The organism is Mycetocola saprophilus (assembly GCF_000718085.1).
Taxonomy (GTDB): Bacteria; Actinomycetota; Actinomycetes; order Actinomycetales; family Microbacteriaceae; genus Mycetocola; species Mycetocola saprophilus.
The window spans coordinates 488,118-509,070 of the sequence record NZ_JOEC01000001.1; the positions used below are offsets into that span (position 1 = coordinate 488,118).

At 67.4% G+C, this 20,953-nt stretch carries 21 protein-coding genes; 10 read left to right on the forward strand and 11 right to left on the reverse strand.

Features of this window, described 5'->3' with window-relative positions:
* Positions 1-98: 98 nt before the first annotated feature.
* The 3 genes from IE92_RS0102190 to IE92_RS0102200 are packed head-to-tail and all read left to right on the forward strand — an operon-like array spanning position 99 to position 2,140.
* A complete protein-coding gene (locus IE92_RS0102190; RefSeq protein WP_030143243.1) occupies positions 99-854 on the forward strand; it encodes an SDR family oxidoreductase in 756 nt (251 codons plus the stop codon).
* A 30-nt stretch (positions 855-884) separates the two neighbouring features.
* Positions 885-1,781, forward strand: a complete 897-nt coding sequence (locus IE92_RS0102195) for an SDR family oxidoreductase (RefSeq protein WP_030143244.1) — start codon at positions 885-887, stop codon at positions 1,779-1,781.
* A 26-nt stretch (positions 1,782-1,807) separates the two neighbouring features.
* A complete protein-coding gene (locus IE92_RS0102200) occupies positions 1,808-2,140 on the forward strand; it encodes a nuclear transport factor 2 family protein (protein WP_030143245.1) in 333 nt (110 codons plus the stop codon).
* 89 nt (positions 2,141-2,229) lie between these two features.
* Here the strand turns inward: IE92_RS0102200 and IE92_RS0102205 are convergent, their stop codons facing one another.
* Genes IE92_RS0102205 through IE92_RS0102220 form a run of 4 tightly spaced genes read right to left on the reverse strand, consistent with a single transcriptional unit; the run spans position 2,230 to position 6,063 of the window.
* Positions 2,230-3,465 carry an ABC transporter permease gene (locus IE92_RS0102205; protein WP_030143246.1) on the reverse strand — a complete coding sequence of 412 codons (1,236 nt, stop codon included), beginning with the start codon at positions 3,463-3,465 and terminating at the stop codon, positions 2,230-2,232.
* A complete protein-coding gene (locus tag IE92_RS0102210; protein ID WP_030143247.1) occupies positions 3,462-4,136 on the reverse strand; it encodes an ABC transporter ATP-binding protein in 675 nt (224 codons plus the stop codon). The genes IE92_RS0102205 and IE92_RS0102210 overlap by 4 nt, the downstream gene beginning before the upstream one ends.
* A complete protein-coding gene (locus tag IE92_RS18105; RefSeq protein ID WP_030143248.1) occupies positions 4,133-5,431 on the reverse strand; it encodes a peptidoglycan-binding protein in 1,299 nt (432 codons plus the stop codon). The genes IE92_RS0102210 and IE92_RS18105 overlap by 4 nt, the downstream gene beginning before the upstream one ends.
* Complete coding sequence (locus IE92_RS0102220) at positions 5,428-6,063, reverse strand: hypothetical protein (RefSeq protein WP_156027372.1); 636 nt, start codon at positions 6,061-6,063, stop codon at positions 5,428-5,430. Before IE92_RS0102220 ends, IE92_RS18105 begins: the two co-directional genes overlap by 4 nt.
* 112 nt (positions 6,064-6,175) lie before the next feature.
* Between IE92_RS0102220 and IE92_RS0102225 the strand changes: the two genes are divergently transcribed.
* Both IE92_RS0102225 and IE92_RS0102230 read left to right on the forward strand, forming a co-directional pair.
* Positions 6,176-6,859: a response regulator transcription factor gene (locus IE92_RS0102225; protein WP_156027373.1), complete on the forward strand. Its 684-nt coding sequence runs from the start codon at positions 6,176-6,178 to the stop codon at positions 6,857-6,859.
* The gene (locus tag IE92_RS0102230; RefSeq protein WP_030143251.1) at positions 6,852-8,882 is read left to right on the forward strand and encodes a sensor histidine kinase; all 2,031 of its coding nucleotides are present in this window, start codon (positions 6,852-6,854) and stop codon (positions 8,880-8,882) included. The genes IE92_RS0102225 and IE92_RS0102230 overlap by 8 nt, the downstream gene beginning before the upstream one ends.
* A 158-nt stretch (positions 8,883-9,040) precedes the next feature.
* Here IE92_RS0102230 and IE92_RS0102235 read toward each other — a convergent pair whose 3' ends face one another.
* Entirely contained in the window at positions 9,041-10,924 is a 1,884-nt protein-coding gene (locus IE92_RS0102235) for a DEAD/DEAH box helicase (protein WP_030143252.1), read from the reverse strand.
* Between the two features lie 392 nt (positions 10,925-11,316).
* Here IE92_RS0102235 and IE92_RS0102240 point away from each other — a divergent pair, with 392 nt between their 5' ends.
* Positions 11,317-12,960 carry an ABC-F family ATP-binding cassette domain-containing protein gene (locus IE92_RS0102240; protein WP_043321298.1) on the forward strand — a complete coding sequence of 548 codons (1,644 nt, stop codon included), beginning with the start codon at positions 11,317-11,319 and terminating at the stop codon, positions 12,958-12,960.
* Between the two features lie 334 nt (positions 12,961-13,294).
* Entirely contained in the window at positions 13,295-13,543 is a 249-nt protein-coding gene (locus tag IE92_RS0102245; RefSeq protein WP_030143254.1) for a hypothetical protein, read from the forward strand.
* A 112-nt stretch (positions 13,544-13,655) separates the two neighbouring features.
* Here IE92_RS0102245 and IE92_RS18110 read toward each other — a convergent pair whose 3' ends face one another.
* The 5 genes from IE92_RS18110 to IE92_RS0102270 form a co-directional block, all read right to left on the reverse strand.
* Complete coding sequence (locus IE92_RS18110) at positions 13,656-14,465, reverse strand: hypothetical protein (protein WP_156027374.1); 810 nt, start codon at positions 14,463-14,465, stop codon at positions 13,656-13,658.
* Positions 14,462-15,628 (reverse strand): hypothetical protein, encoded by a 1,167-nt coding sequence (locus tag IE92_RS0102255; protein WP_030143256.1) that lies wholly within the window; start codon positions 15,626-15,628, stop codon positions 14,462-14,464. The genes IE92_RS18110 and IE92_RS0102255 overlap by 4 nt, the downstream gene beginning before the upstream one ends.
* Positions 15,625-15,918: a hypothetical protein gene (locus IE92_RS0102260; protein WP_030143257.1), complete on the reverse strand. Its 294-nt coding sequence runs from the start codon at positions 15,916-15,918 to the stop codon at positions 15,625-15,627. The genes IE92_RS0102255 and IE92_RS0102260 overlap by 4 nt, the downstream gene beginning before the upstream one ends.
* Complete coding sequence (locus tag IE92_RS0102265) at positions 15,918-16,196, reverse strand: SAV_915 family protein (protein WP_043321300.1); 279 nt, start codon at positions 16,194-16,196, stop codon at positions 15,918-15,920. The genes IE92_RS0102260 and IE92_RS0102265 overlap by 1 nt, the downstream gene beginning before the upstream one ends.
* 221 nt (positions 16,197-16,417) lie before the next feature.
* Positions 16,418-16,870, reverse strand: coding sequence for a winged helix-turn-helix transcriptional regulator (locus IE92_RS0102270; protein WP_030143259.1), 453 nt, complete (start codon positions 16,868-16,870; stop codon positions 16,418-16,420).
* Positions 16,871-16,970: 100 nt separating this feature from the next.
* Between IE92_RS0102270 and IE92_RS0102275 the strand changes: the two genes are divergently transcribed.
* Both IE92_RS0102275 and IE92_RS0102280 read left to right on the forward strand, forming a co-directional pair.
* The gene (locus IE92_RS0102275; protein WP_030143260.1) at positions 16,971-17,681 is read left to right on the forward strand and encodes an SDR family oxidoreductase; all 711 of its coding nucleotides are present in this window, start codon (positions 16,971-16,973) and stop codon (positions 17,679-17,681) included.
* A gap of 188 nt (positions 17,682-17,869) precedes the next feature.
* Entirely contained in the window at positions 17,870-18,376 is a 507-nt protein-coding gene (locus tag IE92_RS0102280; protein ID WP_051701496.1) for a hypothetical protein, read from the forward strand.
* On the opposite strand, the gene IE92_RS0102285 is transcribed toward IE92_RS0102280, so the two are convergent.
* Entirely contained in the window at positions 18,373-19,431 is a 1,059-nt protein-coding gene (locus IE92_RS0102285; protein ID WP_081863808.1) for an AraC family transcriptional regulator, read from the reverse strand. The genes IE92_RS0102280 and IE92_RS0102285 overlap by 4 nt on opposite strands.
* Before the next feature lie 130 nt (positions 19,432-19,561).
* Between IE92_RS0102285 and IE92_RS0102290 the strand changes: the two genes are divergently transcribed.
* Positions 19,562-20,953 (forward strand): flavin-containing monooxygenase, encoded by a 1,392-nt coding sequence (locus IE92_RS0102290; RefSeq protein WP_211250746.1) that lies wholly within the window; start codon positions 19,562-19,564, stop codon positions 20,951-20,953.

The following is a 20,953-nucleotide window of genomic DNA, read 5'->3' on the forward strand; positions in this document are numbered from 1 at the left end:
CACTGATATCAATCTAGTGTTATCGTTGCTATCAGTTCGAGGGAATCGACGATCACCACCCGGTCGCCTCCTCGACACAGACTCAATCGGGAGACATCATGACCAGCACTTCGAACACCACCGCCACCCAGGGCCGCGTTGCCCTCGTGACCGGCGGTTCCGGCGGCATCGGCCGCGCCACCGTCGAACGCCTCGTCGCCGACGGCTACGCGGTGGCCGTGCACTACTCGGGCAACCGCGCCGCCGCCGAGGAGACCGTGGCCGCCGTGACCGCCGCCGGTGGATCCGCAATCGTGGTGGGCGGGGACGTCGCCGATGAAACCGCGATGGCCACCGCGTTTGACCAGACCGAGGCTGCCTTTGGCGGGATCGACGTGGTGGTCAACACCGCCGGAATCATGATCCTCGGCCCCATCGCGACCCTGAACCTCGACGACCTCGACCGCATGCACCGCACAAACATCCGCGGTACCTTCGTGATCTCGCAGCTGGCCGCGAACCGCCTGCGCTCGGGCGGCGCGCTGATCAACTTCTCCACCTCGGTGTCCCGTACCAAGTTCCCGACCTACGGCGCCTACGTGGCCAGCAAGGCCGCGGTCGAGTCGATCAGCCTGATCCTGGCCCGCGAGCTGCGGGGCAAAAACATCACCGTGAACGTGGTTGCCCCCGGCCCCACCGCAACCCCGCTGTTCCTCAATGGCAAGGACGAGCAGACCATCGAAAACCTGTCCAAGGCCGTCCCGCTGGAGCGTCTGGGTCAGCCCGAGGACATCGCCGAAACCGTGGCCTTCCTCGCCGGTCCGGCCCGCTGGGTCAACGGCCAGGTCATCTACACCAACGGTGGACTCGCCTAGGCGCGGCCCACGGAAACACAGGGAAAAATCATGACCACCATTGTATTGATCACCGGTGCCTCGAGCGGTTTTGGGGCACTCACCGCACGCGCACTCGCCACCGCCGGACACACCGTCTATGCGGGCATGCGCGAAACCACCGGTCGCAACGCCCCGCAGGTTCAGGCCGCCGTGGACTTCTCCGCCGAGCATGAGGCCGACCTGCGCGCCATCGAACTCGACGTCAACAGCCAGGACTCGGTGGATGCCGCCGTGGCCCAGATTCACGCCGAGCACGGACGCATCGACGTGCTCATCCATAACGCCGGCCACATGGTCACCGGACCCACCGAGGCATTCACCCCCGAGCAGCTGGCCGAGCTGTACAACGTCAACGTGCTCTCGACCCAGCGGGTCAACCGGGCCGCGCTGCCGAACATGCGTCACCGCGGCAACGGCCTGGTGATGTGGGTGTCCAGCACCTCGGTGCTCGGTGGAACCCCGCCCTACCTGGCCCCGTATTTCGCGGCCAAGGCGGGCATGGACTCGCTCGCGGTGTCCTATGCCGCCGAGCTTTCGCGCTGGGGTGTGGAGACCTCGATCGTGGTCCCCGGATCGTTCACCAACGGAACCAACCACTTCGCGCACTCGGGTCGTCCGGCCGATCAGGAAACCGTGGCCGAGTATGAGACCCGCTATGCGGGGCTGATGGAGCAGGTGTCGCAGAAGCTGGCCGAGCTCTCCCCGCCGGATGCGAATGCCTCGATGGTTTCCGACGAGATCGCCCGCATCGTGGCGCTGCCCGCCGGGACGCGTCCGTACCGGGTCCACATCGACCCGGCAAACGATGGATCCGAGGCGGTCGCGGCACTTTCGGATGCCAATCAGGTAGCATTCCTCAACCGCGTGGGTCTCGGTGACCTGCTCACGGTGACCCCGCGGGCCTAGTTTCCCTCGAATCGAACGGAGTAGTCATGACCCCCACCCTTCCGGAACCGATTGCTCGGTTCATCGACACCACCAACGCTCAGGATTCCGCGGGCTTTGTGGCGGCCTTCACCGAGGACGCCCTGCTGGATGACTGGGGTCGCGTCTTCCGCGGGGCCGGCGGCATCGCCGACTGGAACCGTACCGACAACATCGGGGTCAACGCGCACTTCGATCTGGTGAGTGTCGAGCAGGCACCCGCCGGGGAGGAGTGGATCGTGACGCTCAGGGTCAGTGGCGATGGCTATAACGGCACCGGCCCGATGCGCTTCCAGCTCGCCGGCGACCGGATTTCTCGCCTGCGGATCACACCCAACTAGGTTCCAACACAATAGGGCCCCTTCTCCCGCGGGAGAAGGGGCCCCGTTATGCGTGGGGACAACGTAGGACTACGGAAGCGGCGCCCGGGTTAGCTGGTGGCCAGGGCCTCCGTCGGGGGCAGCCGGGCGGCGCGAATCGAGGGGTACACGCCGGCCACCGCGCCCACCAGCACGGCACCGACCAGCCCGCCGATCACCGACTCCGGCGGGATGACCACGGGCCAGCCCTGCAGCAGCGTATAGCCCAGGGTGCCGGCGATCCCCAGCAGCGTTCCGATCACCCCGCCGGCCCCGGCCAGGAACACGGCCTCGATCAGGAACTGCAGGCGAATCTGCCCGCGGGCGGCCCCCAGGGCCCGGCGCAGGCCGATCTCGCGGCGACGCTCCAGCACCGAGACGATCATCGTATTGGCCACGCCGATCCCGCCCACCACCAGGGCAACCCCGGCCAGTCCCAGGAACAGGCCCGAGAAGGTGTTTTGGGTGTGCCGCTTGGCCAGCAGCGCCTCCGAGGGGCTGCTCACCTGGATCAGTCCGGGCGTCTGTGGATCGAGGGTCGCCGGGAGGACCGCGCGCACGGCCTCGATCTGCGACTCCTCGGCCGTTAGATACACCACGCTGGATCGGCCGTCGAACCCAAACGTGCTGCGGGCCGCATCCCAGCCGATGAACACCGCCTGTTCCAGCTCGGGGGTCACCGGCATCGCAGCCAGGATCCCGATCACCGCAAAGCGGGTGCCACCCACATCGATCAGCCGCGCGGGCTGATCCGGGTCCACCTCGGCAATACCCAACCAGCGCGCCGCCTGCGACCCCAGCACCACGGTGGGGTAGGCGGCAGCGGAGGGGTCGAGGAAGCGTCCCGAGGCGATTCTCCCGTGCACCGTGGTGAGCAGGTTATCGGGGGCGGCGAGGGTCGTGATGCCGGTGCTCAGGGTGTCCCCGACGTACTCGGTCCGGCGCACGGTCTGGTGCACGTTGGCCACCGCCGAGACGTGTTCCACCGGTCCGATCCGCCCGGCCATCGCCGGGGCCCCTGGATCCAGGGTGATCGGATTATCCGGCGAGGACGTGGGCTGCGCCACCAGAATATTGGTGCCCAGCGCCGAGATATCGTTCAGCAGTTTTTGCTGGCCGGACGCGGGAATCGCGGTCACCAGCACCAGGGTCGCGATGCCGATCGCGATCCCCAGGCCCGAGAGTGCCGCGCGCCCGAGACGTCCGCGCACCCCCTCGAAGCCGAGGCTCAGCACGTCGAGCGGGCTCAGCCGGGCGCGTGGACTCAGCCGGGCGCGTGGACTCAGGCGAGCGGGCGCGGCGCTCATGCGGCCACCCGCTCGCTCAGTCGGCCATCGCGGATTTCGACCCGACGGGGCAGCTCGGCGGCAATCTGTTGATCGTGGGTGATCAGCGCGATCGTGGCCCCCTCGCGGTTGAGCTCGAGGAACAGGTCGAGAATTCGGCGTCCGGTGACCGAGTCCAGCGCGCCGGTGGGTTCATCGGCGAGGATCAGCGCGGGGGAGTTGACCAGGGCCCGGGCGATGCCCACCCGCTGCCGCTCCCCGCCGGAGAGCTCGTGGGGGCGGTGGGTAAAACGGTCGGCGAGGCCCACCCGGTCCAGCGCCTCACGAGCCAGGGCCGGACGCTGGCGGCGCGGAACGCCGGCATAGAGCAGCCCGGTGGCCACGTTGTCCACGGCGGAGAGGCGCTCGTTGAGGTGCGACTGCTGGAACACAAATCCCAGGGTGCCCCCGCGCAGGATCGAGAGTTCACGATCGTTCATCCGCGGGACCGAACGGCCGAGCAGCAGCACCTCGCCCGAGGTCGGGCGATCCAGGGTGCCACAGATGTTGAGGAGTGTGGACTTACCCGATCCCGAGGGGCCCACAATCGCCAGGCACTCGCCCGCGTGGATGTCGAGGGAGACCCGATCCAGCGAGGTCACCCCGCCCGGATAGCGCTTGGTAACCTCGCTCAGGGAGAGGACAGCGGTCACGAGGCCACCACCACGCGGAGGCCCTCGGTGACGCCGTCGCCCGAGATCTCCACGTTTCCGTCGGCAAAGAGGCCGGTGGTCACGGCGATGAGTTTCCCGGCCGGAGTCTCGACGGCCTGCGCCCCACCCTGCACGGTGATCAGCGCGGTGACCGGGACGATCAGGACGCCGGGGTGGGTCTGCCCGATGAAGCGCACCCGGGCACCCCCGGTTCCCGCTGCGGTGAGTTTTTCGGCGTCGGCGGGATCGGTGGTCAGGGTGACCGTGATGCTGGGGGTGCCGCCGCCCGAGTCCCCGGCGGGCGGGTTCTGGAGAGCGGCGATGGTGCCGGTGAGGGTCGAGCCATCGGGCAGCGTGACCGGAGCTTTCGCGCCCACGGCGATCCCACCCGCGCTGCCCGCGGGCACCGGGACGGAGATGACCCGGGTGGTGTCGGTCACGGTCAGGACCGGTCCGGAGGCGGGGTCGCCCACCCGCGCGCTGATCGCGTTGATCCGCAGTGGGCCGGAGTTTACCAGGAAGCGTTCGGGACTGATGATCCCGGTCTGGTCGAGCCCCTGTTTCTTCTGCCAGCGCTTAATGGCCGCCGAAAGGGCCGGGGTGAACACGCGATCCTCGCCGCCGCGCTGGGGTCCCACCGTGTAGCCCAGGGCCGCCAGATTATCGGCGACCACGGCCACATCCTTGCCGTGCGGCGGACGCGGCGGGGTGGGTGGAGCCGGCGGCGGTGTCGCCGGCGGCGCACTCGGGTCGTCGGAGCCGCCCGTGTTCCCAGTATTGCCTGCGCTGTCTGTGCTGCCGGAATTGCCGGTATTACCCGTGTTGCCAGGGTTGTTGCCGGTGCCGCCGCCAGCGCTGCCACCGTTGCCGGCCCCGCCGCCGGTGCCGCCGGTCGTCCCGCCACCGCTGCCACCGCCGCCGGTCGTCCCGGCGAGCGAGAGCTCGCGGTAGAGCGGCGTGGTCCCGATCAGCAGCGTGACCGGCTCATCGTTGACCCGATACAGCTGGTCGCCCTGGTTGATCACGGCGCCGGCGTCCGGCAGCAGGGTGATGATCCCGGTGCCGGGACCGGTGACCGGATGGGCGGCCCCGAAATCGATCGTGGCCGGATAGTCGGTTCCGGTGGAAATATCGCCGCGGGTCACGGTCGCGGTGGGCCGATGGTCCGCCTTTGCGGGTGGCGGCGCGGTGGGTGCCAGACTCAGTGCGAGCCCCGCGGCCGCCGCACCCACCAGCAGAACCGCGATCCCGGAGATCCAGAGGGTGCGTTTGCCCGGGCGAAAACGCCGACTCACTTGCCGCTCCCGAAGGCCTGCAGGGTGCACTTCTGGTCGATGTCCCCGGCGTTATCGGGGATCGAGGTCATGCTGTCGTCATAGTTGGCGTCAAGGTTTTGCGCGTTGAGCAGGTGCATGAAGATCCCGTGATCGCGCAGGCAGGAGATCCACGCCACCGACTGATCGCGGAACTTCGGATTGGTGGCGGCCTCCAGCTCCTTCGGCATCAGCGGAAGCAGGTTGGTGCACGCGGCCTTGGCGGTGTCGGGCACCGGATCGGCGGCCCGCGGGTAGGTGTCGGCCTTGGTCCCCGACTGCCCGGCGGCCCCCGGCGCATTACGACCGTTATCGGCGGTCGCACCGTGGGCGATCAGGCAGGCGTTCCAGGCACCGATCAGCTGGTCACGCCGCTCGGGGGAGTCGTCCAGACGCATCTGCGGGCGGCCCGAGCCCTCGCCGTCGGCGGTGTTCCCGGCGGGTGTGTTCGAAGTTCCCGAATCGGTCCCGGCACTCGAGGAGACCCGCGGAAGCTCGGCGACCCGGGTGATCCCGGTGTCCGGGTCCTGGGCGCAGCCGCTAAGGATTGCGGCGAGAATCAGAGCCGGGACCAGTAAGATCCGCGGCGTCAAAAACGATCGTGAAACAGTCATGGCGGCCACGCTAGGCACATAATGTCAGGCAAATGTTAGGAACATGTGTGCGTTTGCCCCAACGGGCGTGATCCGCCGGTTTCCCGCGGATTCTCGGGCTTAGACTACCGTCATGGCCGAACTGTTAATTGCCGAGGACGACCCCGCGCAGGCCGAGCTGATCCGGCTCTATGCGCAGAATGAGGGGCACCACGTGACCGTGGTCCCCGATGGGCGCGCGGCCCTCGACGAGGTCCGCCGGAAGACCCCGGATCTGCTGATCCTCGACGTGATGATGCCCAGGCTGGACGGCCTGGACGTGTGCCGCATCCTGCGTGCCGAGTCCGCGGTCCCGATCCTGATGGTCACCGCCAAGACCTCCGAGGATGACCTGCTGCTGGGCCTCGACCTCGGCGCCGACGACTACCTCACCAAGCCCTACAGCCCGCGCGAGCTGATGGCCCGGGTCCGCGCGCTGCTGCGCCGCGACGCCCGCGGAACGGTGACACCGGTGATCCGCGTGGGCGCACTGGAGATCGATCCGGGCCGCCATGAGGCCCGACTCGGCGGCACCGTTTTGGACCTGACCCCCGGCGAGTTTGCGTTTCTCGCCCAGCTCGCTCAGGCCCCGGGCCAGGTCTTTACCCGCGAGCAGCTGATCCGTAATCTGCACGGGGTGGACCGCTATATTTCCCGGCGGACGATCGATGTCCACGTATCCAATGTGCGCAAAAAGGTTGAGCAGAACCCCGCCCATCCGCTGCTGATCCGCACGATTTACGGGGTGGGTTATAAGCTGCTGGATCCCGATGCGTAGGCCGGTGGATCCCGGCCACCGGGTGCCGTGGCCGCGCAGCCTGGTGGTGCCGCTGTTTGTGATGACCGCGGCGATCGTGGCGGTGTCCGTGGCCGCGGCCGTCTGGATGACCGTGTCGGCCACCGCGACCGCCGTGGAGCAGAAGCGCGACCAGACGGTCACCACCGATACCGCCGTCTATGACGACCTGGTGGGCTATGCGGCGACCCACACCCACTGGGATGCCGTAGGCTCTGTGCTCAGGCGACTGGCGAGCGAGAACGAGGTGACCCTGACCCTGATGGATGAGTCGGGGAACCTGATCGCCACGACAGCAAAAAAGTCGGCCCAGCTGCCCCGGCCCGACCTGGCACGCGCGATCCTCAACCCCCTGGCGCTGGATCCCTCCCTTGCCCCCTCGGCGCGGATCACCGCCCCGGAACCGGATGCGGATCCCGAACCGGGGGAGTCCGCGGCACCCGGTTCGGCACCCACCTCGGAACCCTCCGAGAAGCCCGGGCAGGCATCGGGGGGAGCATCTCCCGCGCCCTCCCGCGACGGGACGACGGCCGGCGGGCCGCCGAGTTTCTCGGTCATCGACCCGCGGGCGGTCGGCCCGTTCCGGCTGAACGATGAGGAACGGGACCAGAAGATCGCCGAGGCGAAAGACCTGGTGACCTGCCTGAGCACCAACGGTGTGTCCGGGGTACTGAGCGATACCGCGCCCAATGGGCGCCCGGTGGTTTCGATGCCCACGGGCACCCAGACCCCGCGCCCCTGCCTCGATGATGAGGGGCTGTTGCGCAAGCCCACTCAGAGTGAGTACACCGCCCTTCAGGCGCTGGACACCCTGGTCAACGACTGCCTGGCCCGCTCCGGAGAGGACCCGATCATCCTGGACACCGACCTGAGCTGGACCTCGGTGGACAGCGACCGCGAGTCCAACCGGGGCGTGAGCGGCTGCATCGAAACCTCGCGTCAGGAGCAGCTGGCCTCCAGCGTGGCCGAACCCGCGCGCCTCTTTATTCAGGGGCAGGATGCCACCGCCCGCGTGTTTTGGGACTTCTCCGGGGAGAATCAGCTGCGGCTCACCCTGCTGATCGCCGGACTCCTGGTGCTGACCCTGGGCCTCAGCCTGTACGGAGGACTGCGGCTGACCCGTCCGCTGCGCACCCTGGCCGCCGCGGCCGCCCGCGCCAGCGACGGAGACCTGCGGGCGCGTGCCGATGTGCGCCGCCGCGACGAGGTGGGCGCCGTGGCCACGGCGTTTAACACGATGGCCGAGCGCCGGGAAACCCTGGAATCCTCGCGGAACGCGATGATGAGCGACATCTCTCACGAGCTGCGTACCCCGATCGCCACGATGCGTGGATGGGTCGAGGCAGCCGAGGATGATCTGGTGACCCCGGATGCCGCGTTCCTGGCCACCCTGCACCGGGAAACCCTGGTGCTGCAGCGCCTGGTGGATGACCTGCACCAGCTCTCGCTGGCCGAGGCGGGGGAGCTGTCCCTGGAAATCGAGGATATTCCGCTGCGGGAATTCCTCGATCAGTTCGAGGCCGCGGCGCGTGGACTCAGCGATCCGGCGGGGATCTCCCTGACCGCGATCGCCGACCCGACCCTGCCCGCCGACGCGATGGTGCGCGCGGATCCCTTCCGCCTGCGCCAGGCCCTGCTCAACCTGGTGTCCAACGCGGTGCGACACACCCCGGAGGGCGGTCGCATCACGATCACCGCCGAGCGCTCGGGCAACGAGGTTTCGGGTGGCGTGCCCGACGGTATCGCGTTTACCGTGACCGACACCGGTTCGGGCATCCCCGCCGAGGAGGTTCCCTTCGTCTTTGATCGGTTCCGCCGTGCCGATAAGTCACGCACCCGCGCCACCGGCGGCAGCGGCCTGGGCCTGGCCATCGTGCGCGAAATCCTGCGCCTCCACGGCGGCTCCGCGACCCTGGCAAGCACGCAGGGAACCGGCACCGCGGTCACCCTGTGGTTCCCGGACGCGCCGCCCCTCACCGACCGGAGCGGAACGCCGTCGAGGTGAGCCCGGACGCGCACCAGCCGGACCGGGCAACGTATCTTGCGGGGTTCGCTCGGTGCCCCGGCATCGACACCGACTAATGCAAAACAGGCGGCACCCACTCGAGTGAGTGGGTGCCTCCTGTTGTATCGCCCGGCACGAGGCTGGACAGTGCCTAGCGCCTAGTGGCGGGGCTTGCGGTCGAAGCCGCGGTCGCCGCGGTCTCCACGATCCTCGCGCGGGGCGCGGTCGCGGTTCCAGCTGCCACCGCGGTCGCCGCGGTCCTCACGGTTGTCACGCTCGAAGCGGTTCTCCCGGCGGGCGGGGGCTCCACGGTCGGCACGGATCTCGATCAGCTTGCCGCTGATGCGGGTGTCGGCCAGCTTGTCCAGGGTGTCCGCGGGCATCGAGGCGGGCAGCTCCACCAGGGAGAAGTCCGGACGGATCTGGATCGCGCCGAAGTCCTCGCGGTTCAGTCCACCCTCGTTGGCCAGGGCACCGACGATCTGACGCGGCTCGACGCGGTGACGACGACCCACTGCGATGCGGTAGGTGGTCATCGGTGCGCCGGAGTTGCGCGGGCGGCGCTCCTCGCGGTCAAAGCGGTTGCCACGGTCTCCGCGGTCGTCCCGGTCGAAACGCGATCCGCCACGGGAGTCACGGTCGCGACCGCCACGCTCGTCCCGGCTGAACTCGCGTGCCTCACGCTCACGACGACGGGCGTCGCGCTCGTCCTCGGCGTTGAGCAGCAGCGGGGTCTCACCCTGGGCAACCACGGCGAGGGCCGCGGCAACGTCTGCCTCGGGAACGTCGTGGTGCTCGACGTAGTGGGCGATGATGTCGCGGAAGCGATCGATCCGGCTGGTCTGCTCGAGCGCCGCGGTGATCGAGTCATCGAAGCGGCTCAGGCGGGTGGTGTTCACATCGTCCACGCTGGGCAGCGACATCTGGGTCAGCGGCTGGCGGGTGGCCCGCTCAATCGCGGTCAGCAGACGACGCTCGCGCGGGGTGACAAACGAGATCGCGTCACCGGTACGACCGGCACGGCCGGTGCGGCCGATGCGGTGGACGTAGGACTCGGTGTCCACCGGGATGTCGAAGTTGATGACGTGGCTGATGCGCTCCACGTCCAGGCCTCGTGCGGCCACATCGGTGGCAACCAGGATGTCGAGCTTGCCCGACTTCAGCTGGTTCACGGTGCGCTCACGCTGAGCCTGAGCAATGTCACCGTTGATCGCGGCGGCGGAGAATCCACGAGCCCGCAGCTTCTCGGCCAGGGTCTCGGTCTCGTTCTTGGTGCGGGTGAAGATGATCATGCCCTCGAAGTTCTCGGTTTCGAGAATTCGGGTCAGGGCGTCAACCTTCTGGGCGTAGGACACCACCATGTAGCGCTGGGTGATGTTGGCAGACGTGGTGGTCTTGCCCTTGATGGTGACCTCTTGGGGATCGTTCAGGTACTGTGCCGAGATGCGGCGGATTGCCTGGGGCATGGTGGCCGAGAACAGGGCCACCTGCTTGGAATCCGGAGTGTCCGCGAGGATCGTTTCCACGTCCTCGGCAAAACCCATCTTCAGCATCTCGTCGGCCTCATCGAGCACGAGGAATCGCAGCTCGGAGAGATCCAGGGTGCCCTTGTTGAGGTGATCCATGATCCGACCCGGGGTACCCACAACAACCTGTACACCGCGACGCAGCGCGGAGAGCTGAACGCCGTAGCCCTGGCCACCGTAAACGGGGAGGACGCGGACACCGCGCTGGTGGGCGGCGTACTTTTCGAACGCCTCACACACCTGCAGCGCGAGCTCACGGGTCGGCGCAAGCACGAGTGCCTGCGGGGTTTTCTGGTCCGGGTCGAGCCGGGAAAGGATCGGCAGCGCGAACGCAGCGGTCTTTCCGGTTCCGGTCTGGGCAAGGCCTACGACGTCGCGGCCCTCGAGCAGCGGGGGAATCGTGGCGGCCTGAATTGCGGAGGGGGTTTCGTACCCGACGTCCTTCAGGGCCTTCAGGACCGAGTCACTCAGTCCGAGTTCGGAGAAGGGAATGGTATCGGAGTCGGGGGAAGTCATAACTTCCAGAGTACCCGTTTTTGCCCGTGTTAGTTGACCGAAGTTTGAACGCGTGTTAGCGTTCCGGGGTGATAATCGACGAGATCGACAGGGCCTAGCCTCCGCCCCGGCGGTGGCATGCGCGCGCAGCCCCAGGGTTGATCCCCTTTTTCTGAGGGATCCCCGGGTGCCTGATCCGCGCCCGGTTGGTATTTCCACCGGGCGCGCACTCTAGGGAGTGTCGCGGGGTTTTTCCCCATTCGAATCGCTGCGTGTGCTCGGTCTACCGTCCGCACATCACCCGCACCCCGCCGCGCTCTTTGCGGTGCCCGGGTGCCCTCGCTGGTGTGCGATATCCATTTCTCGCTGCCCGGATGTGCCCACAGACCCCGGGTATAACGAAAGGACAACGTATGTCCCAGCACCCTCAACCCGCCATCTCGCTGTTCGATCTGAGCCTGACCAGGCCCGATGGGACGGTGACCCTCGACGGACTCTCGGGCACCATCGGGCTCGGCCGCACCGGGCTGATCGGCGCCAATGGGTCGGGAAAATCCACCCTGCTTCGGCTCATCGCCGGGGAGCTGACCCCGACTCGGGGTCGGGTGGTGACCGGGGGAGCGGTGGGGTACCTGCCGCAAACCCTGACCCTGGATACCGACGCGACCCTGGCCGACATCCTGGGGATCGGGCCGCAGCTGCGCGCCTTCCGCGCGATCGAATCCGGGGATGTGGATCCCCGCCACTTCGACGTCCTCGGCGACCGCTGGGACGTGGAGGCCCAGGGGTCCCGCGCCCTGGCCGAGTGCGGACTGCCCGAGACCGACCTCGACCGGAGGATCGGCACGGTGTCCGGCGGCGAGGCCATGCTCGTCGCGATCGCCGGCCTTCGCCTGGCCCGGGCCCCGATCACGCTGCTGGATGAACCCAGCAACAACCTGGACCGCGATGCCCGGAGCACGCTCTATCGGATGGTCGAAACCTGGCCGGGCACCCTCGTGGTGGTCAGCCACGACACCGTGCTGCTGGATCGAATGGAGCAGACCGCCGAACTCTTCGCCGGTTCCCTCACCGTGTTTGGTGGACCCTATTCGGCCTGGCGGGCACACCATGAGCAGGAGCAGGCGGCCGCGATCCAGGCCGAGCGCAGCGCCGACCTGGCGGTTAAGAAGGAGCGGCGTCAGCGTCAGGAGGCCGAAACCCTGCTGGCCCGACGGCTCCGCGCGGGTAAGAAGGCAAGCGAGCAGCGTCGCGGCGACAAGATCGTGATGAATCAGCGCGCCTCCGAGGCGCAGGAGTCGGCGGGCAAGCTGCGGGGCAATCTGGAAAACCGGGTCGAGGCGGCCACCGAGGCTCGTGATCGTGCGGCCGAGCGGGTCCGCCGGGAGGAGAGCATCCACCTGGAGTTGCCCGATCCCCGGGTGGCGCGGTCGCGGCGGATCGCCGAGTTCGAGCTGTCCGGGCGCACCCTGGTCATCCAGGGACCCGAGCGGGTGGCGCTGATCGGTGGCAACGGGGTGGGGAAAACCACGCTGCTGCGCGAGCTCCTGGACTCCACGGCTTTGCGGCGGGCACGCCTGCTCACCGATCGCGTGGGATATCTGGCGCAGCGTCTCGACGGCCTTGTCGAGGGGGCGAGCGCACTGGAGAACCTCCGCCTGGCGGCCCCCGAGACTCCGGATGGGGAGATTCGCGGCATCCTGGCGCGGATGCTCCTCCGCGGGGATGCGGTGCATCGTCCGGTGTCTACCCTGTCGGGCGGGGAGCGTTTTCGCGTCTCGCTGGCGCGGCTGCTGTTTGCCGAGCCTCCCGCCCAGCTGCTAATCCTCGATGAGCCCACCAATAATCTCGACCTCGCGAGTGTGGATCGCCTGGTCGAGGCGCTGAGCGAGTATCGCGGGGCGCTGCTGGTGGTGAGCCATGATGACGCCTTCCTGGCGCGGATCCACTGCGACCGGGTCTGGGAGCTGACGGCCGAGGGTGCGCTGAACGAGCGGGGAGATCTGTTCGCCGCCGAACCCGGAGATTCGAGATCACCCCTTGTGCGAGAGGACTGAGTCGCGTAAGCTGATCTATTGCTGCGTTATGTGAACGCGATCTACGCCCCCTCTAGCGTGATCGGCTCCATCCGGCCGGAGTCCCGTTGCAGGATCCCGCCGACGCTTTCGGATCGTGAACATTCCGATCAATCGAAATACCCGATGTATTTCCGATTGCTCCACATCCGATATCGCGAGTTTTCACACCCGGCAGGCGATCCCCGACGTGATCCGCCCGACGCCGCAGCCACCGCCATTCGGCCAGCCCGCCCCCGCGAGGCTCCGCCCAGGCACACACAAATTCGGGAGGGTGCGTTGTCGCACGCCCGGCACAGACATAAAGGAAGTAATTATGAATACCAACACCCGTATCCACCAGAGCCCGCCGACCGCGTTTTTCCTCGACGGATTCCACGCGGCCACCCGTGCCCGCAGCGTTCGTCCCGGCCACTTCGCCGCGACCCGCGCCGCCGCCCTGCTGGACTGGCGTAACACCCACCTGCACCTCGGTTACCCCGAGCAGACCCGCGGCCTCGCCGAGGTTCGCCGTGGGTGGGACACCGCCGTATCCCTGGGATCCGACGTCGCCCTGGCCGCCTAGTCATGCAGAGCTGAAGGCCCCGTACACGCCGTACGGGGCCTTTGTTGTACCCGGGCTCGGGCCGAGATCTCGGCCGCGATTCGTCTAGAGAGCGCTCGTCACGAAGCCTTCGCTAGTGGTCCGCGCCCTCTGCTACCGGCGCACGCCCCACATAGTGCTCTTCGACGCGCCGCAGCGCGGCGGCCGGATCGCTCAGCAGTTCACGTTCCTCGGGGTGTTCCCAGAAGTACAGAACCGTCCAATACAGAATGTTCACGTCGGTCGCGGTACAGCGTGCATTGATCTTGACCTCCCTGTGGCCGAACTCGGTGAGATAGAGCCAGATCCCGCGTTCGCGGAGGGGAAAACGATAGATTCCTGCTGCCCGCACTCGGTAGAGCGTTGCCCAGCGGATTCGCACACGCCCGCTTCCTCGAACGCCAATAATGTACTCGGGGGTCAGCGTTAAGCCCGCCGGGTAAAACTGTGTACGAAGGGGTTCGCTGAGGGCCAGCGAAAATGCCGCCGTGATGATGACCGAACGCGCGGTAGTCGATGCAAGCGGATTCGGTGCCGTGTAGATCTCGACGGTGAGCCAGCTTAGATACGCCGCGAATAACCACACATATCGTGCCCATACGCGATTTCGAGGTGCGACGAACCGAAGAAATCGATGCCGTCGTGAGATTCGGGCAGTGAAGGCCTGAGGTGCCCGAGAGATGGCCACGAGATACCACGCATATGCGCTCAATGTCAGGACGTAGCTCAGCAACATGAGGACACCGATCGGGGAGTGGGCGAAGATGAATCCCAGAGCCACTCCCCATAGCGCCGCCCCGAGAGCGATGATCCAGACCACTTTCCAGAAGCGTTTCCACAGCGGCGGAGGAGACTGAACGATCTCGGGGAAATCTCCGCGGAAAATTACGCTCCGCGCATTCATTTGGGGTAAACGATTCTATTCAGCGGTATGCCCGAGCCCGGCACAATCGCGGCATCCCAGTAAGCATACGGAAGCTCATGATCTAGCTGTTCTCGTGTCGAATCAGGAACGAGGCGTTCATACAGCTCCTGGGCCAGCAGACCGGTACCTGCTGAACCAATAGTCAAAATAAACGCCGTGCCTAGTGGGGTGGCCGCAACCGGAAGAACGAGGCCCACCAGCGATGCAGCTTTGCTTCCAATGGCCGCGCCTGCGGCTCCTCCCAACAGTCCCACCCCGACCACATCCGCAGGAGTACCGGTGGCCAGGTCGAAGGTCGAGGTGACCACGGTAATGGTGGCCCCGCCAAAACTCAGGTAGCGGCCAATCTTTACCCCCGCTTCGATCTGCACGTTCAAGCCTGCTGTGACCGAGTCGATCCGGTCGGCCTCGATAAACCGCGCGAGGCCCTGCTGGTTGGAGGCCACGGCCTCCTCGGTGACCCGTTTCAGCGAGGTTCGTAGTCCGTCCAGCGCAGTGTTACGAGTCTGGGTTCCGGCCTCGAAGCCTGCCGAGGCAAACAGGTCCAGGTTGGCCGCGCGGAGCGTGTCCCAGACCTGTGCAAGGACCGATAGCCTTTCCTCTCCGTCCAGTAGCGGTGGAATGTTGTCCCGAATCCACCCGTCGTGTTCACTCCACCATTGCCCCATCGCGGTGCTGATGCGGGCGTATTCCGCGGCCTGTTTCCAGTAGGCCTTGGCCGCGACCACCTTCTCTCGTGGTGGCGGTGGGGGTGGGGTCGCGAAACAGTCAACCGGGAGGGGGCTCACCGGGGCCTGGATGTAACGGCCGCCGGTCACGACCAGGCCCGCGGCGCGGGCATCCTCGCCGAGGTGAATCGAGCGGGTGCGTCCACGCTCGAGAAGCTCGGCGTAGTCGTTCAGAGTAGCGTCCGCCAGGTTGAGATAGTCCTCGACCGGCCAGAGGACGCTCAACGCGTCGCCCACCTTGGTGCGGAACGCGTCACCGCCCTCGCCCTCGAAGCCCTGAGTTGAGGAGGTGCGGGTGCCGCGCAGGGCGTCGCTTGCCGCGCGTAGTCCCGCGCTCATCGTGGGGGAGAACCAGGATGCCAGGGTTCGTACCGAGGCGGGTTCTCCGGGGATGTCCAGATCGATCCCGTTCATAGTCGGTTCATCTCCCGTGCAAGTCGACCGATCTCCGCCCGATGCCCGTCCTCGGCGCGCTCCATCGCCACGAGGACCTCGCCGGACGCTTCCGAGAGCCCGTGCAGAATCAGAATCAGGTAGTTCGCGGCATCGGCGGCGGCAGCGGCGATCAGAACCGTCTCTGCCGTAATCTGCCCGGCGGAGATGCCCTCGGGAACCGCGCGGACGGCGCGGTCCAAGGCATCGGCGGCCGCATCGAGATCGCCTTGGATCTGGACGAAGCGTTCGGGATCGGCGGAAATGAGCATCAGGGTGTTCCCGTGATCCCCGGCACCGGCTGATCCAGAATCAACACACTAAATCCCGTTTCCTCCTGCAACAGCGCGAGAGCGTCGACGGGGAGCAGGATCCAGGGCGTCCGAGCCCCACAGTGCGCGACCAGGCGGTCCAGCGCGGTGAACGCAAACAGTGCGCGCTCCCCGGAGCGTGTGATGCCCACGATGACCCGTGGTTCCTCGGTGGTCTCCGCTGCCCGCTGCACGGGCAGGTAGAGCACCGGGGGAATGATGACTTCCTGCTCGCCCATACTCGTCTCCTCTATCCGAGAGGGACGCTAACAGTTCCCGCTGCGGCGCGGCTCCACTCAGCGGGGAGAATCGCAAGCCAACCGCGGAATCTCGCCCCGACTCGGGCGGTCGTCATAGCGGACATCTGAGACACGAGATGGCGGGTCTCGTGCGGTAGCCGGTACGTCGCAACGGCCCCGCACCGTGGATTTTGCGGCGGTCGTGAGTAGAGGGTGAGCGTCTAGGCGGCGGGGATGGTCTGGATGGTGACCCGGTCCTGGTTGATGATCTCGCCAGCATCGTTGATATAGGCCACGCGCACGGCCTCGTGGGTGTCGGTGGTGACGTTTTCCAGGGTGCGTCCGGCGGGGATCGGTAGGTACTCGGTGCCCCACTCGACCAGCGCCGAGAGGACCGGGAGCAGGGCCATTCCCGCGGGGGTCAGGTGGTAGTCGTCGCGGGCGCGCTCGCCGGCCTCGCGGTAGGGGCGACGCTCCATCACGCCGGCGTCCACCAGGGAGGTGAGGCGCTTGGTGAGGATGTCGCTGGGGATGCCGATCGCGCGGAAGTCGGCGAAGCGGGTGGCCCCGGCCACGGCTTCACGCACAATCATGAGTGACCATTTTTGTCCCAGCAAATCCAGGCTGCGGGCAATCGGACACAGGCTTTCGGGGTACAGGCCGGTCGGATTCATGACTCCAGAATACATCACGGTTTGATTTTCCAACACAGCATGCTAGGTTTGGTTTTCCAAGTGAGCGAGATGGTCTCGCCCTGATGTATCGGAGAACCCCATGACCACCCTGACCAATGCCGTAGTTCTCGTGACCGGCGCCAACGGAGGCCTCGGCGTCCACTTTGTTGAGCAGGCCCTCGCCCGCGGTGCCGCCAAGGTCTACGCGACCGCCCGCACCCCGCGCACCTGGGATGACGCCCGCGTGGTGCCGCTGCGCCTGGATGTGACCGACCCCGCCTCGATCGCCGACGTGCTCGCGCAGACCGGAGACACCACCGTGCTGATCAACAACGCGGGAATCGAGAAGTTCGGCACCCTGCTCGCCACCAGCCCCGAGGATGTCCGGGCCATTTACGAAACCAATGTGTTCGGTCCGATCGCCCTGGTCCAGGCCTATGCGCCGGTGCTCGCCGGCCACGGCGGCGGCGCGATCATCAACGTCCACTCGGCGCTGAGCTTCTTCAGCATCCCGGGCGTCTACTCCTCCACCAAGTCGGCCTTCTGGGGTGCCACCAACTCGCTCCGGGTGGAACTGGCGAGCCAGGGAACCCAGGTTCTGGGCGCGCACCTGGGCTACACCGACACCCCGATGATCCAGGCCCTGGACGTGCCCAAGGGAGACCCGCGCGACGTGGTCAACAACATCTACACCGATCTGGAAGCCGGCGCTCACGAGTCCCTCGCCGATGAGATCGCCCGTGGCGCGCACGCCAGCCTGAGCGCTCCGATCCACGAGCGCTACGCTGCTCAGGGGATCACCGCGGCCTAGGTTCGTCCCCGTGCCCGGGGTAGGGCCGCGCTGGAGTCGCCCCGGGCACGCTCGTGCGCCCGCATGCCCGTTGCTAGTGAGCCGGTGAGCTGGTGAGCCCGTGAGTCCGTGGGTCCATGAGCCCGTGTGCTTGTGCGCCCGCATGCCCGTGGGTTCGTGGACACTCGAACCTGCGGGAGAATGGGGGAATGCGCAAGAACCGTTCCGAGCTGTCCCGATCCGATGCCGCCACCCGGATCTCCGCCTACGTCTACGGAAACCTGCTGGTTCTGGCCGCACTGGTGAGCCAGCACCCCGACGAGGTTGCGCACGGCCGAGCGGCGGTCATCGTGCTGGCCACCGGATTTACCACGTACCTCGCGCACACCTTCGCCGAATCGCTCGGTGAACGGGTGCGCTACGACGCCAAGCCCAGCCGCGAGATGGTGCGACACGAGCTGCGCAACGCCCTGCCCATCGTCTCGGCGACCACAACCCCCGCGCTGCTGCTCGCGGCCGCGGCCTGGGGCTGGATTTCGGCTCCGCTGGCGCTGGGTCTGGCAATCGCGGTGACCGTGGTGCGGATGGGTTTCCTCGGCCTGGTGCTGGGACACCTGCGCAATAAGAAGGCCTCGCTGCGATCGCTGCTCACCGGGATCGGACTCGCGGTCGCGTGTGCGGGCATCGCGATCCTCAAGGCCGTGCTGCTGCACTAGCCCCGCGTGCCGCGGAGCCGCGCGGGGGAGAGCCCCGTCCAGCGCACGCAGGCGCGACGCAGCGAGCGCTCATCCGCGAAGCCCAGCTCCGCGCTGATCCGGATCAGCGGAAGCGTGTTTTCCTCCAGCAGGTGCAGCGCGCGTTCGCGGCGCACCCCGTCGACAATCTCCGCAAAGGTGGTGCCGAGTTCGGCGAGACGGCGACGCAGGGTCCGCTCGGTGAGGTGGAGCGCGCGGGCGGCCTCGCCGATTGCCGGAATCTCGGGCAGCGCGTGGGCGATCCGGGCCTCCAGGAGTCGATAGAGTTCCTGCCGGTCCCCGATGCGGGTGGTCAGCTCGCTCAGCAGGGCGCGCGTCTGGGCGTGAACCCAGGGGTCGGCCCCGGGAAGGCGGCGTTCGGGCCATCCGGCGGGCAGCGTCCACTCGGTGTGATCCGCGCCGAAGGCCACCGGACAGCCAAAGAGGTCGCGATATTCGCCGGCATACGGGGGCGGCACGCACGCGAAGCTCACCCGGGCCGGACGGAAACCCGGGTCGAGGGCCGTACGCACCATTCGGGTGATGTTGGCGATGCCCTCCTCGATTAGAAACCGGCCCACCGGATCGTCCGCCGAGACCGCCGTGAGTTCGGCACGCACATGGGTCTGGGCATCATCCTCGCGCACGCTCCACACCACCATCGATCCGGCCAGGTTTTGAAACTCGATGCCCAGCCTGATCGCATCGATCAGCGTGGGGGCCGTCATCATCCCAAATCCCACCGGACCCGAGGCGGCGATGTGCTGCGCGGTGCCCACCAGGAGGCCCAGGTCCGCCCGGGGGCTGCGCGCGAGCGCCGCGCGAATCACCGCGTCCCCCTGGCGAAAGGACACCCGTAGCTCGGGACTGTTCAGCAGGTCCGGAGTGAGGCCGACGCGCTCCAGGGCACCGCCGAGGTCGACTCCGAGCTCCCCGGACACCCGGGCCAGATAGCGCAGGATATTGGGCGCGATGGTGGCCGAGATCGCGCCCGCGGGTGGGGTCGGCGTCGCGGTAGTGGGGATTAATTCGGCCATGACCAGACACTAGCACTGGCCGCTAGGGTCCGCTATTGGTCCGTCGGGGCCCGCGAAATCGGGGCGTCCCGGCGATAGCGTGGCTGCAGGCGTCCACGAGGACGTGGTCGCCGGCCCGATTGGAGTCACGATGAGCACCGCAGCCCTCCCCAAGAATCTGCATGACACCTGCGTGATCGGCGCGGGCCCGGCCGGCCTGGCGGTCGCCCGGGCCCTCGCCCAGCACGGGCTCCCGTACACGCAGATCGAGCGCCATACCGCCACCGGCGGGGTCTGGGACATCGATGCCCCGGGCACCCCCATGTACGAGTCGGCGCACTTTATCTCCAGCCGCACCCTCTCCGGGTTCGACGGTTTTCCGATGCCCGACACCTATGCCGACTATCCGCCCCACCGGGACATCCTCGCCTACCTGCGAGCCTTCGCCGATGCCTACGGTCTGACCGAGAGGATCGAGTTTGGGGTGACGGTGAGCAACATCACCAAGCTGGAGGACGGATCCTGGCTGGTCGAGCGCGCCGACGGCACCGCGACCAGACACGATAACGTGGTCTCCTGCACCGGCGCCCAGTGGTTCCCCAATGAGCCCGAGATCCCCGGCGACTTCACCGGCGAGGTGCGTCACACGCTGACCTACCGCAGCCCGCACGAGTTCGAGGGCAAGCGGGTGCTGGTGGTGGGTGCGGGAAACTCCGGCTGTGATATCGCCTGCGACGCCGCCCGCAGCGCCGACCGGGCGGTGATCAGCATGCGCCGGGGCTACTGGTTTATCCCCAAGCACATCTTTGGCCAGCCGGTGGACGTGTTTGCCGAAAACGGACCGCACCTGCCCAAGCGGGTCGAGCAGGCGGTGTTCGGGACGATGCTGCGCCTGCTGATGGGCAAGCCCGAACGGCTGGGTCTGCAAAAGCCCGACCACCGTCTGTTTGAAACCCATCCGGTGCTCAACTCGATGCTCTGGCACCACCTGCAGCACGGGGATATCGAGGCGCGGCCGGGGATCAAGACCACCGCGGGCAAAACCGTGACCTTCACCGATGGGCGCAGCGAGGACTTCGACCTGATCCTGCTGGCCACCGGCTACCGCCACCTGGTCCCGCACGGGCAGGAGTATTTCGGTGATCCCCAGCACCCCGACCTCTACCTCAGCTCGTTCTCGCGCGAGCACACCGGGCTCTTCGGGGTCGGCTATGTGGAGACCAACAGCGGCGCCTACCAGGTGTTTGACCTGCAGGCCCAGCTGATCGCCAACTATCTGGCCGCCCGCGCGAACGGGGCCGACAGCGCCGCCCGCTTCGCCTTCCTGATCCGCACCGAACGGCCCGATCTGAGTGGCGGGGTGAAGTTTGACCGCTCCCCGCGCCACCGCGGCTACGTGGATTCCCACGCGCTGACCTCGCACCTGCGCAAGCTCTTCACCCAGATGGGATGGGACCCGAGGGCGACTGCCCCGACCGGAGGATCCGCGGCGACATCGGGGCGGCCCGCCCGGGAGCGATCGGCCCGGGAACGGGTGCGCTGA